Consider the following 12,667-nt stretch of genomic DNA (forward strand, 5'->3'; position numbering starts at 1 on the left):
AAAAAAAACGCCAACCCGTATGGGTTGGCGTTTTGCCTGGGGTACTACGGGTATCAGAACTGGTTCATCGTGTTGTCTTTACCCGCCGCCTTCAGGGCTGCTTCGCCGCTGAAGTATTCCTTGTGGTCGTCGCCGATGTCCGAGCCGGACATGTTCTGGTGCTTGACGCAGGCGATGCCCTCACGGATTTCCTTGCGCTGCACGCCAGCCACGTAACCCAGCATGCCCTGGTCGCCGAAGTATTCCTTGGCCAGGTTGTCGGTCGACAGCGCGGCGGTGTGGTATGTCGGCAGCGTGATCAGGTGGTGGAAGATCCCTGCTTCGCGCGACGCGTCCGCCTGGAACGTGCGGATCTTTTCGTCGGCGGCGAGCGCCAGTTCGGACTCGTCGTATTCCACGCTCATCAGCTGGGCGCGGTCGTATGCCGACACATCCTTGCCTGCGGCCTTCATCGCGTCATACGCCTGCTGACGGAAGTTCAGCGTCCAGTTGAACGACGGGCTGTTGTTGTACACCAGCTTCGCGTTCGGGATGACCTTGCGAATCTCGCTGACCATGCCGCCGATCTGCGCGATATGCGGTTTTTCGGTTTCGATCCACAGCAGGTCGGCGCCGTTTTGCAGCGAGGTGATGCAATCGAGCACGCAGCGTGCTTCGCCCGTGCCGGCGCGGAACTGGAACAGGTTGCTCGGCAGGCGCTTCGGACGCAGCAGCTTGCCGTCGCGCTTGATGATCACGTCACCGTTGCCCAGCGCGTCGGCCGAAATTTCGTCGCAATCGAGGAACGCGTTGTATTGGTCGCCCAGGTCGCCCGGCGTGTTGGTCACGGCGATCTGCTTGGTCAGGCCGGCGCCCAGCGAGTCGGTACGGGCCACGATGACACCGTCGTCCACGCCCAGTTCCAGGAACGCGTAGCGGACTGCGCGGATCTTGGCCAGGAAGTCCTCGTGCGGCACGGTGACCTTGCCATCCTGGTGGCCGCACTGCTTCTCGTCGGACACCTGGTTTTCGATCTGGATACAGCACGCGCCCGCTTCGATGAACTGCTTGGCCAGCAGGTAGGTTGCTTCGGCGTTGCCGAAACCCGCGTCGATGTCGGCGATGATAGGCACGACGTGGGTGACGTGGTTGTCGATTTTTTCCTGGATGGCGGCCTTGGCAGCAGCGCCTTCGGCAGCGTCCAGCTGGCGGAACAGGCCGCCCAGTTCACGGGCGTCGGCCTGGCGCAGGAAGGTGTACAGCTCACGGATCAGCGAGCTGACCGCGGTTTTTTCGTGCATCGACTGGTCCGGCAGCGGGCCGAACTCGGAGCGCAGCGCGGCCACCATCCAGCCCGACAGGTACAGGTAGCGGCGGTCGGTGCTGTTGAAGTGCTTCTTGATGGAGATCATCTTCTGCTGGCCGATGAAGCCGTGCCAGCAACCCAGCGACTGGGTGTACTTGGACGGGTCGGCATCGTAGGCGGCCATGTCGGCGCGCATGATCTTCGCGGTGTACTTGGCGATGTCCAGGCCCGTCTTGAACTTGTTCTGGGCACGCATGCGGGCGGCGTACTCGGGATTGATCGCATCCCACGCGCTGCCGTGCGTCTCTTTCAAGCCAGCGACTGCCTTGATGTCGTCCTGATACTGGGCCATGTGAATCTCCTAGGAGTGAAGGGCGTTTGAGTAAATGCTTGACTGGGCCGCTACGTCTGTCGCAGCGAACTGCATGACTGCATTGTAGGGACTTTCTGCTGCGTCGCGGCGATGTCTTATATAAGACATATGACTTATTTGTTCTTTATTTTTCAATGAGTTAGGTGTCGTCTTTTGCGATGTAGAACAGTTTTTCAGAAGACGGAAAACCCGACGCTGTGGAAATTCGAGATGGATTTCACAATGTGAAGTGCGCTTTCGGGTGCCGGTGCTAGGGTAAGCACGGATGGCTCGGGCAACGATGGCTGGGGGGATTTTGTAGACGTTTATTGCGACGAACAGGCGTTCCAGCGTGCGATCGAACGCGCCGCGGAAGCCGCCAGTGGAGCGGCCGCCTGAAGCACCGCCGTGGATGAGGATCGGCGTCAGGCCGGCTTATGGCTGTCGGAGGATTTGGGGCACGTTGCGCAACGAGCGTGTTGCGGCTAGTGCTGGATGGCTGAGACCGTGAAGCGATGACGCGGGCGGCCACGACCACAGGCCACAGCGGAGACATCGTGCGCGACGTGATTCATGTCACGCGGGCCGTAAGTGGGACGTCAATAAACGACGAGACAATTTCTACTTTTATTGGCCTGATACAGCAGGCATGAGCAATCGACGCGCGTCCTTGAGCAACAGAAGCAATTGCTGTTCTTGCACCGGTGAAGCTTCGAACCCGAAACGCAGATAGAAGCGCTTTGCATCCTCATCGATCGGGTGTGTCAGCAGCGCACGAACGCCGGCTTGTTCGGAGATGGCGACGGTACGCCGGATTGCGTCTTGCAGCATACCCATCCCGATGCCACGTCCATGGTCCTGCATTGCTACCGCCAGCCGAGCCAGGATGACAACAGGAATTGGATAGGCTCCCATCCCTTTGCGTACGCGGTCAGGCGCCTCCAAGGTGTCGATCTGCCCTACAGCCAGGCTGTAGTACCCTGCCAGACGCTGACCATCGGTGACGACGAAGGTCTTGGCCGAACCGCTCGCTTGAGCCTGGCGCGCGTGGCGCAGGAGCCAGTCATTCAGGCCGGGCTTGCCGCAATCGAAGTCTTCCAGTACATGGTTTGCACCGAGTGCATGCGGTGGGGACAGCGGCATCAGTTTTCCCAAGGCGCCGTTCGGGAGAACAACTCCGTCAAGCCCGCATTGTCTTGAGCCGGCCGATCCAGCATGTCAAGCAGCGCTTGCGATTGGCTTTCGGTCACGAGGAACAAACGCTGGTCAAGCAGGGTTCGTTCGGCAGCCTGGCAGGCACTGTCGAGAATGAAATCGGTCATGGATTTGTGCGCGATCTCGGCGGCGCGGCGCAGCACCGCTTCCTGTTGTGGTGTGGCCCTCAAACCCAGGCGAGCGGAACGGGTAGCGGTGCTCATGGAAACTCTCCTTCAGATGTACGTCATGTTAGCACAATGGGCGTACATGATTTCTCCATAAGCTGACGAGCCACGGGTGGGCGGTCGCATGATCTCGAGCGACCCACCATTGCGCAGGAAGGGTGGCCGCAGCGGCTATTAGCGCGCCGCCGGGGTCGTCGTCGACAGCATGCGCTCCACATACCGCGCAATCAAATCGACCTCCAGATTGACCGGCGCCCCCGGCTTCAGATGACGCAGCGTCGTCACCTCGACCGTATGCGGAATCAGGTTGATCGAGAATTCGCAGCCGTTGTCGCGGTCGGCGATCGAGTTGACGGTCAGGCTAACGCCGTTGACCGTGATCGAGCCCTTGTAAGCAAGATAGCGGCCCAGCTCCTGCGGCGCGACGATGCGCAGCTCTTGCGACTCGCCGACCGGCGCGAAATGCGACACCGTGCCGAGCCCGTCGACGTGACCGGACACCAGATGGCCCCCCAGCCGGTCGTGCGCGCGCAGCGCTTTCTCAAGATTGACTTCGCCCGGCTCGGCGAGGCCGACGGTGTGGTTCAGGCTTTCGCGCGACACCTCGACGTCGAACGTGCCGGCGGTCTTCTCGATCACCGTCACGCACGCGCCCTGAATGGCGATGCTGTCGCCGAGCGCGACGTCGGCGAGATCGAGGTCGCCCGCCTGCACGGTGAGGCGCACGCCCGCGTCCGGCGACGCGCCGAGCGGCTTGATCGATTCAATGCGGCCGACGGCCGCGACAATTCCGGTAAACATCGTGACGATTCCGTTCAATGAGTGGCGGTGGGCGGCGCGAAGCGCGCCAGGATCCGCAGATCGTCGCCGATCCGCTCGAAGCTGTGAAACGTGAGCCGCGCGCGCGCGTCGAGGCTCGCCGGGGCGGCGAGATCGAACATCCCGGCCGCGTCGGCGCCGAGCAGGCTCGGCGCCAGATAGACCAGCAATTCGTCGACGCAGCCTTCGCGCAGCAGCGAGCCGTTCAGCTTGTGGCCCGCTTCCACGTGCAGCTCGTTGATGCCGCGCGTGCCGAGCGCCGCGAGCATCGCCGGCAGGTCGACCTTGCCGTGCGCGTTCGGCAGCGGCACGATCTCGGCGCCGCGCGCCGCGAGCGCCGCCGCGCGCGATTCGCCGGCGGCGTCGAGCCGTCCGCAGAAAATCAGCAGCGGTGCGCCTTCGAGCAGCCGCGCGTCGAGCGGCAGCTCGAGCCGGCTGTCGATCAGCACGCGCTGCGGCTGGCGCGGCGTGTCGATGCCGCGCACGGTCAGTTGCGGGTCGTCCTCGCGCACGGTGCCGATGCCGGTCAGGATCGCACACGCGCGCGCGCGCCACGCGTGGCCGTCGGCGCGCGCGGCCTCGCCGGTGATCCACTGGCTCTCGCCGGACGGCAGCGCGGTGCGGCCGTCAAGCGACGCGGCGGTCTTCATCCGCACCCACGGCCGGCCGCGCGTCATCCGCGACACGAAACCGATGTTCAGTTCGCCGGCCTCGTGCGCGAGCAGCCCGCAGCGCACGTCGATGCCGGCATCGCGCAGCATGCCGAGCCCGCGGCCCGACACTGCAGGATTCGGATCTTCCATCGCCGACACGACCTTCGCGACGCGCGCGTCGATCAGCGCGTTCGCGCACGGCGGCGTGCGGCCGAAGTGGCTGCACGGCTCGAGCGTCACGTAGACGGTCGAGCCGGCGACGTCATGGCCGTGCGCGCGCGCGTCCTTGAGCGCCTGCACTTCGGCGTGGTCCTGCCCGGCGGGCTGCGTGAAGCCTTCGCCGATCACTTCGTCATCCTTGACGATCACGCAGCCGACACGCGGGTTCGGCGTGGTCGTATACATGCCGCGCGCGGCCAGTACGAGTGCGCGCTGCATGTGGGCGAAATCGGTCTCCGAGAACATCCGCGCAGCCCCGCTCAGGCGGCGAGCGCGGCGAACGCGCGCCGCGCGGCGGCCAGCGTCGCGTCGATCACGGCGTCGTCGTGCACGCTCGACACGAAGCCGGCTTCGTACGCGGACGGCGCGAAGTAGACGCCTTCGTCGAGCATCAGGTGGAAGAAGCGGTTGAAGCGCTCGACATTGCTCTGCGTGACCTCGGCGAAGCTCGTCGGCACGCGCTCGGCGAAGTACAGGCCGAACATCGCGCCGATCGAGTCGGCCGAGAACGTCACGCCGGCCGCACGCGCCTCGGCGGCGAGGCCGTCGGCGAGACGCTTCGTCTGCGCGGTCAGCGCGTCGTAGAAGCCGGGCGCCTGGATCAGCTGCAGCGTCTTGAGGCCCGCGGCGACCGCGATCGGGTTGCCGGACAGCGTGCCGGCCTGATAGACGCCGCCGAGCGGCGCGAGATGCGCCATGATGTCCCGGCGGCCGCCGAACGCGGCGGCCGGCATGCCGCCGCCGATCACCTTGCCGAGGCAGGTCAGGTCGGGCGTGATGCCGTAATGCGCCTGCGCGCCGCCGAGCGCGACGCGGAAGCCGCACATCACCTCGTCGAAGATCAGCACCGCGCCGTGCTTCGTGCACAGTGCGCGCAGCGCGTTGTGGAACTCGGGCGTGCCGCGCACCAGGTTCATGTTGCCGGCGACCGGCTCGATGATCACCGCGGCGATCTCGTCGCCGAACGCGCCGAACGCTTCCTCGAGCGCGGCGACGTTGTTGTACTCGAGCACGGTGGTGTGCTTCGCGATGTCGGCGGGCACGCCGGCGGACGTCGGGTTGCCGAACGTCAGCAGGCCGGAGCCGGCCTTCACGAGCAGGCTGTCCGCGTGGCCGTGGTAGCAGCCCTCGAACTTGACGATGCGGCTGCGGCCGGTGAAACCGCGCGCGAGACGCAGCGCGCTCATCGTCGCCTCGGTGCCGCTCGACACCATCCGCACCTGTTCGATCGACGGCACGAGCTTGCAGATTTCCTCGGCGATCTCGATCTCCGCCTCGGTCGGTGCGCCGAACGAGAAGCCGTCGGCCAGCACGCGCTGAACCGCTTCGAGCACTTCCGGATGGACGTGGCCGACGATCATCGGGCCCCACGAGCCGATGTAGTCGATGTACTGCTTGCCGTCGGCATCCCAGAAGTACGGGCCTTGCGCGCGCGCGACGAAGCGCGGCGTGCCGCCGACCGAGCGGAAGGCGCGCACCGGCGAGTTGACCCCGCCCGGAATGGTTTTCTGGGCGCGTTCGAAGAGGATCTGATTGTTGGACATGGACGAAACCTGCGTGAGAAGGGCGCGGGCCTGACGATGCGCGGGCCGCGGTGCCCGGGGGAAGCGATCGTCTGATTGTACCGGAGACGCGCGCCGCAAGCCCGCCGCGGGCTTGCGACCGTTCAGCGCGTCGGGGGCGGGATCGGCGGCGGCTTGCGCTTGCCGGTCAGCTCGGCCCAGCGTTTTTCGAGCGGGCCTTCGACCATCGGCTTGATCGACGTGCCGGACGTCTGCGCGTCCCAGGTCTGCACGGAAAACGGATGCGCGCGCAATGCGTCGCGCGGGATCACCACCTGCTCGTGCGCATCGACGAGCCAGTCATAGACGAAATCGATGCAGAGGCGGTAGCCGCGCTTCATCGCGGGATCGGGGACTTCATATGGCGCGCGCGTCACGTAGCCGGAGCCGAACACGCCTTTCGGCGCCTGCGCGACGCGGTGCAGGAACACGCGGTCGCCCGGCAGGATGCCGCGCGCGAAGCCGCAGCCCCACGCGTCGGTCACGGCTTCGCCTGCTTTCACGCGGGCGGCCACGTCGGGCAACTCGGGCCACGGCCATTTCTTGGGGCTCCAGATCAGCAGGAAGGCGGTCATGTCGAGGAGGCAGGCGGTGGATCGTGGCAATGCCGCGAGCTTACCCGATCATCACCCCGTCCTGAGGCAAAGTAAGCGGACGCTCCAGAGGCTCGCGTACAATCACCGGTTCGCGGCCGCGGTTTCGGCCGTTCGTTTCCCCGTCGTCACCGCCTCGCGCGCCCCGTGCGTGCCGGCCTCCAATCGGATTCCCATGTCTCACGTCGTCAGACGCCGGCCCGATGTCCGGCTGATCCTGTTGCTCGGTGCGCTTGCCGCCTGCGGTCCGATCGCGACCGACATGTACCTGCCCAGCCTGCCCGCGATCGCGGACGGCTTCTCCGTCGATTCCGCCGCCGCGCAGCGCACGCTGACGAGCTTCATGGCCGGCTTCTCGGTCGGCATGCTGCTCTACGGCCCGATGTCGGATACCTACGGGCGGCGGCCGGTGCTGCTCGGCGGCATCGCGCTGTTTACGCTCGCGAGCATCGGCTGCTTCGTGTCGACGTCGATCGACATGCTGATCCTCGTGCGCTTCATGCAGGCGCTCGGCGCCGGCGCGGCGTCGGTGCTCGCGCGGGCGATCGCGCGCGACGCGCATGAGCCGAGCGACGCGGCGAAGGTGCTGTCGATGGTCGCGATCGTCACCGCCGTCGGGCCGCTGCTCGCTCCGCTGTTCGGCGGGCAGGTGCTGCGCTTCTCCGGCTGGCGCGGCGTGTTCGTCGTGCTCGCACTGTTCGGCGCATTCTGCGGCGCGGCCGCGTTCCTGCGCGTGCCGGAAACCTGGCCGAAGGAGAAGCGCAAGAGCGCGGCGGTGCTGAGCTCGTTCGCGTCGTACGGGCGCATCCTGTCCGATCCTGTCGCGTGGGGCCACATGCTGTGCGGCGGGATGGCGTTCGCGTCGATGTTCGCGTACATCACCGCGACGCCGTTCGTCTACATCCGGTATTTCCACGTGTCGCCGCAGCACTACGGGCTGCTGTTCGGGCTGAACGTCGTCGGCATCATGATCGGGAATTTCATGAACACGCGCCTCGTCGGCCGGCTTGGCTCGCTGCGGATCATTTCCGCCGCGTCGCTTGTCAGCTGCGTGGCGTCGCTCGCGGTCGCGCTGTTCGCGATCTCGGGGTGGGGCGGCCTCTGGTCGATCGTCGCGTCGCTGTTCTTCGTCGTCGGCGTGGTCGGCATCCTGTCCGCGAACTGCACGACCGACCTGATGCACCGCTACCCGCACAACGCGGGCGCGTCGGCGGCGCTGTTCGGCGCGATGCAGCTCGCGCTCGGCGCGGTGGCGAGCGTCGCGATCGGCGCGCTCGCCAACGGCACGCCGTTCGGCATGGGCGTCACGATCGGCACGACCGGCGCGCTGTGCTTCGTCGGGCGGGTGCTGGTGCTGCGCTGGCACGGCCATCCCGTGAAAAGCGGCGGCTGAGCCGCCGGCGCACCGTCGCCGATCGAAACGCCACCGGCGCCGTATGGCCTCCCGGTGGCGTTTTTTGTTGTGGAGCTGCCGTGCGCGGCCGTCAGTCGCGCACGGCCGGAGACGCGCCGTGGCTCAGCCAGTCGAGCACGTCGGCGGTCTCGTCGTCGCGCGCGCGCGCCTTCGCCTGCGCGACGGCCCCGGTCAGCTCGGCGTTCGGCGACGCGCGGCGGATCGCGACGCCCACCGCGAGGATGTCGATCATCAGCAAATGCAGAATGCGCGAGATCATCGACAGCTGCGACTCGCGCATCTCGATATGATCCGTTTCGAGCGCCACCGTCGCGCGCTTCGCGAGCGGGGTGTTGCTCGACGTGATCGCGATCACCTTCGCGCCTGCCTCCATCGCGACGTCGAGCACGCGCAACAGCTCGGGCGCGCGCCCCGATTTCGACACCGCGACGATCACGTCGCCTTGGCCGAGCAGCGCGGCCGACGCGGCCTGCATGTACAGGTCGCCGTATGCGATCGTCGGCACGCCGAAGCGGAAGAACTTGTAGTGTGCGTCCTGCGCGACGATGTTCGAATTGCCGAGCCCGTAGAACTCGACGCGCCGCGCGCTGCCGAGCACGTCGATCGCCTGCTCGACATGGTCGAAGTTCAGGTGCTCGCGCAGTTGCAGGATCGCCGACACGGTGTTGTCGAGCACCTTCGCGCCGAAGTCGGTCGCGGCGTCGCCGAGATGCACCTGGCTGTGGCTCATCGGAATCGTGCCGGTCAGGCCGGTCGCGAGCTTCAGCTTGAAGTCGGACAGCCCCTGGCAGCCGAGCGAGCGGCAGAAGCGGATCACCGTCGGCTGGCTCACGTCGGCCTTGCGCGCGATGTCGACGATCGGGTCGTTGATGATCGAGCGAGGATGATCGAGCGCGAGGTCGGCGACGCGGCGCTCGGCCGGCGTGAGCGCGTCGCGCATCTGGCGGATCCGCTCGAAGACGGCCGACGACGCGCCACCCGTGCGGTTCGACAGCTGCTCGGCGAGGATCGCCGACACGCCGAGGAAGGCCGGGTAGTCGGCGGTGATCAGGTAGGTCGGCACGTTCGCGAGATAGTGCGCGAAGCGGCCCTTCGCCTCGAAGCGCTCGCGAAACGACGAGCGCGTAAACAGCTCGCCGAGCTTCAGCGCGACGCCGCCGCCGATATAGACGCCGCCGAGCGCACCGAGCGTCAGCGCGATGCTGCCGGCGAACGAACCGAGAATGCCGCAGAAGCATTCGACGGTTTCGAGCGCGAGCGCATCGCCCGCCTGCGCCTGCGCGACGACGTGCGGCGCGTCGACGCCGGCCGGTACGTGCTTGCCGTCGCGGGCGGCGAGCGCGCGGTAGATCAGCGCGATGCCCGGCCCCGAGCAGATCCGCTCGAACGACACGTGGGGAAATTGCTCGCGCGCGTAGTGCAGCACGAGATCCTCGCGCGCGTCCTGCGGCGCGAACGACGCGTGGCCGCCCTCGCTGCCGAGCGCGATCCAGCGGTCGTCGGCCGGGATCAGCCCGGACACGCCGAGGCCGGTGCCCGGGCCGAGCAGGCCGATCACGCTGTTCTGGCGGCGCGTGCCGCCGCCGATCTGCACGCGCTGCGTGTCGGCGAGGCCGGGCAGCGCCATCGCGAGCGCGGTGAAATCGTTGACGACCAGCAGCGTGTCGAAGCCGAGCGCGCGGCGCGTCGCCTCGATCGAAAACTGCCAGTTGTGATTGGTCATGCTGACCTGGTCGCCGTCGACCGGGTTCGCGATCGCGATCGCCGCGTGATCGACGCGGCCGATCTTCACGTCCTTCATGTACTTGCGGACCGCGTCGGCGAGCGTCGGGTGGTCGGCGGCCGGGTAGACGCGAATCTGCGTGATTTCGCCCGGCCCGGTTTCCAGCGCGAAGCGCGCGTTGGTTCCGCCGATGTCCGCGAGCAGGCGCGGGCCGTCGGCATGTGGGTTCGCGGCGGTTTTAATTGGCGCACCAGTAGACATCGAGTGTCGTCCCCTTGTCGTTGGCCAGTTTCGAAATGGCGTTCTGTTGCGGTGCCGACGCAGCGGCGTCGAGCACCGCGCGTTTGCGGCTGCCCGCGATCAGCAGGAACAGCCGGCCGACATGCGTCAGCGCATCGAGCGACAGGCTCACGCGCGGATGCGGCGCCGCGCCGGGATGGACCGCGACGAAGCGCGCGGTCGTCGTGGTCGCGTGCGCCCATTCGGGCGCATCCGCGAAGAGCGACGCGGTGTGCCCGTCTTCGCCCATGCCGAGCACCGCGACATCGGGCAGCCGGTGCGCGGCGTTCGCGTTGAGCGCGGCGACGTGCGCGTCGAGCGGTGCGGCCGTGTCGACGAGCGGCAGGAAACGAGCGGCGGCGGCGGCGCGCTGCAGCAGCGTGTCGCGCACGAGGCGCGCGTTGCTCGCGGCATCGGTTTCCGGCACCCAGCGGTCGTCGACCAGCGTGACGTCGATGCGCGCCCAGTCGAGAGCCGCGCCGGACAGCGTCTGCAGGAACGGGCGCGGGCTGGTGCCGCCGGATACCGCGAGGGTCGGCCGCGCAGGGCGGGCGAGCGCCGCGCGCAGCGCGTCGCCGACCGCCTGCGCGAGCGCGTCGCGTTGCGCTTCAGGGGTATCGAAAGCGTGAAGCTCGATCACGTCTCCTCCGGACTGCGGTTGTCTGTTGAAATCGTGGCGATCGCCGCGCGGCGCCCGGTCAGTTCTCTTCCTCGAGCCAGCAGGTGCCGTGCTGCGCGAGCATCGCGCTGGCCGCGGCCGGCCCCCAGGTGCCGGCCGCGTACGGCTTCGGCGGCTTCAGCGAGTTCGCCCATTCGTTGAGGACCGGCTCGACCCAGCGCCACGCGGCTTCCTGCTCGTCGCGGCGCACGAACAGCGCGAGGCGGCCGTTGATCACGTCGAGCAGCAGGCGCTGATACGCCTCCATCCGGCCTTCCTTGAAGAACTGGTCGAACGCCAGATCGAGGTGGACGCTCGCGAGATTCATCCCCTCGCCGGGCTGCTTCGCGAGGCAATAGAGGCGGATCGACTCGTTCGGCTGCAGGCGGATCACGAGGCGGTTCGCGCCCGGACGCAACGCGGTGGGGCCGAGCGCCGAGTGCGGCACCGCGCGGAAGTTGACGACGATCTCGGCGACGCGGTCGGCGAGCCGCTTGCCGGTGCGCAGGAAGAACGGCACGCCCGCCCAGCGCCAGTTGTCGATCTCGACCTTCAGCGCGACGAAGGTTTCGGTCTGACTGTCCGCCTTCACGCCCGGCTCGGTCGCATAGGCCGGCACCTGTGCGCCCTTGATCACCCCCGCGTGATACTGGCCGCGCACCGCGATCTTGCCGATGTCGCGCGGATCGACCGGCTTGAGCGCGCGCAGCACGCGCAGCTTCTCGTCGCGCACCGAATCGGCGTCCATCGAATGCGGCGGCTCCATCGCGACGATCGACAGCAACTGCAGCAGGTGGTTCTGCACCATGTCGCGCAGCGCGCCGGTATTGTCGTAGAAGTTGCCGCGCGCCTCCACGCCGAGCTCCTCGGCGATCGTGATCTGGATGCTCTCGACCCACTCGCGGCGCCACAGCGGCTCGAACAGCGCGTTGCCGAAGCGCAGCGCGAGCAGGTTCTGCACCGGCTCCTTGCCGAGATAGTGGTCGATCCGGTAGATCTGGTCTTCCGCGAAGATCTCGCCGACCGCGTCGTTGATCGCGTTCGACGAGCGCAGGTCGTAGCCGAGCGGCTTCTCGAGCACGATGCGCGCGCCCTGGTTCAGCCCGACCGACGCGAGCGCCTTGCAGATCGGCACGAACAGCGACGGGCCGGTCGCGAGATAGAACACGCGGATGCCGGACAGTCCGGCGACCGTGTCGCGCAGCACCGCGTAGTCCTCCGCGCGCCCGAGGTCGAGCCTCACGTAGACGATGCGATCGAGGAAGCCTTTCCACGCCGTTTCGTCGAACGCGCCGTTCGACGTTTTCTCCGCGTGCGGCTTCACATGCTCCTCGACCCACTCGAGATAGCCGGCGCGGTCCGCCGCATGGCGCGCGACGGCGACGATCCGGCCGCTTTCCGCCAGCATGTTCGCGCTGTGCGCTTCGAACAGCGCGGGGAGGATCTTGCGCATCGACAGGTCGCCGGTGCCGCCGAAGAGGACGAAGGTAAAGCTGGAATCGGTATGCATGAGTCTCCGCCGGTTGAGTGGGCTGGGAATCTGGGCTGGTCAACGATCCGTAGTACGATGTAATTATTTTCGATGAATAATTGTAGTTTAACTACAATTTGTCGAAAGCGGGAGCCGTCGGGCAAAGAAAAACGCAGCGTGGTCGGCAGAGCAAAGCATGCCCGCCGAGCGGGTGCGCGCGATGCGCGGCCTGATACCGGACATCGGTGACGCGCATC

General features: G+C 67.0%; 11 protein-coding genes. 1 reads left to right on the top strand and 10 read right to left on the bottom strand.

Going from position 1 to position 12,667, the window contains the following annotated elements:
* Positions 1-53: 53 nt before the first annotated feature.
* The 7 genes from LIG30_RS17735 to LIG30_RS17765 all read right to left on the bottom strand — a co-directional run bounded on the left by LIG30_RS17735 (position 54) and on the right by LIG30_RS17765 (position 6,847).
* The gene (locus LIG30_RS17735; RefSeq protein ID WP_038714026.1) at positions 54-1,637 is read right to left on the bottom strand and encodes an isocitrate lyase; all 1,584 of its coding nucleotides are present in this window, start codon (positions 1,635-1,637) and stop codon (positions 54-56) included.
* 627 nt (positions 1,638-2,264) lie between these two features.
* Positions 2,265-2,792, bottom strand: coding sequence for a GNAT family N-acetyltransferase (locus LIG30_RS17740; protein WP_235510334.1), 528 nt, complete (start codon positions 2,790-2,792; stop codon positions 2,265-2,267).
* Positions 2,780-3,055 (bottom strand): type II toxin-antitoxin system TacA family antitoxin, encoded by a 276-nt coding sequence (locus LIG30_RS17745; RefSeq protein ID WP_038714030.1) that lies wholly within the window; start codon positions 3,053-3,055, stop codon positions 2,780-2,782. Before LIG30_RS17745 ends, LIG30_RS17740 begins: the two co-directional genes overlap by 13 nt.
* Positions 3,056-3,193: 138 nt before the next feature.
* Positions 3,194-3,820, bottom strand: a complete 627-nt coding sequence (locus LIG30_RS17750) for a riboflavin synthase (protein ID WP_038714095.1) — start codon at positions 3,818-3,820, stop codon at positions 3,194-3,196.
* Positions 3,821-3,834: 14 nt separating this feature from the next.
* On the bottom strand, positions 3,835-4,956 hold the full coding sequence (ribD, locus tag LIG30_RS17755; RefSeq protein WP_038714032.1) for a bifunctional diaminohydroxyphosphoribosylaminopyrimidine deaminase/5-amino-6-(5-phosphoribosylamino)uracil reductase RibD: 1,122 nt from the start codon (positions 4,954-4,956) through the stop codon (positions 3,835-3,837).
* A 14-nt stretch (positions 4,957-4,970) separates the two neighbouring features.
* A complete protein-coding gene (hemL, locus tag LIG30_RS17760) occupies positions 4,971-6,254 on the bottom strand; it encodes a glutamate-1-semialdehyde 2,1-aminomutase (RefSeq protein ID WP_038714033.1) in 1,284 nt (427 codons plus the stop codon).
* A gap of 122 nt (positions 6,255-6,376) precedes the next feature.
* Positions 6,377-6,847 carry a hypothetical protein gene (locus LIG30_RS17765; protein ID WP_038714035.1) on the bottom strand — a complete coding sequence of 157 codons (471 nt, stop codon included), beginning with the start codon at positions 6,845-6,847 and terminating at the stop codon, positions 6,377-6,379.
* A gap of 193 nt (positions 6,848-7,040) precedes the next feature.
* Here LIG30_RS17765 and LIG30_RS17770 point away from each other — a divergent pair, with 193 nt between their 5' ends.
* A complete protein-coding gene (locus LIG30_RS17770) occupies positions 7,041-8,258 on the top strand; it encodes a Bcr/CflA family multidrug efflux MFS transporter (RefSeq protein WP_038714037.1) in 1,218 nt (405 codons plus the stop codon).
* Positions 8,259-8,349: 91 nt separating this feature from the next.
* Here the strand turns inward: LIG30_RS17770 and LIG30_RS17775 are convergent, their stop codons facing one another.
* The 3 genes from LIG30_RS17775 to zwf are packed head-to-tail and all read right to left on the bottom strand — an operon-like array spanning position 8,350 to position 12,449.
* Positions 8,350-10,263, bottom strand: a complete 1,914-nt coding sequence (locus LIG30_RS17775) for a bifunctional transcriptional regulator/glucokinase (RefSeq protein WP_038714038.1) — start codon at positions 10,261-10,263, stop codon at positions 8,350-8,352.
* Positions 10,241-10,921, bottom strand: coding sequence for a 6-phosphogluconolactonase (gene pgl, locus LIG30_RS17780; RefSeq protein WP_038714040.1), 681 nt, complete (start codon positions 10,919-10,921; stop codon positions 10,241-10,243). The genes LIG30_RS17775 and pgl overlap by 23 nt, the downstream gene beginning before the upstream one ends.
* A 58-nt stretch (positions 10,922-10,979) precedes the next feature.
* Complete coding sequence (gene zwf / locus LIG30_RS17785; protein ID WP_038714041.1) at positions 10,980-12,449, bottom strand: glucose-6-phosphate dehydrogenase; 1,470 nt, start codon at positions 12,447-12,449, stop codon at positions 10,980-10,982.
* Between the last annotated feature and the right edge of the window lie 218 nt (positions 12,450-12,667).

Source organism: Burkholderia sp. lig30 (genome assembly GCF_000687455.2).
Classification (GTDB): Bacteria; Pseudomonadota; Gammaproteobacteria; order Burkholderiales; family Burkholderiaceae; genus Burkholderia.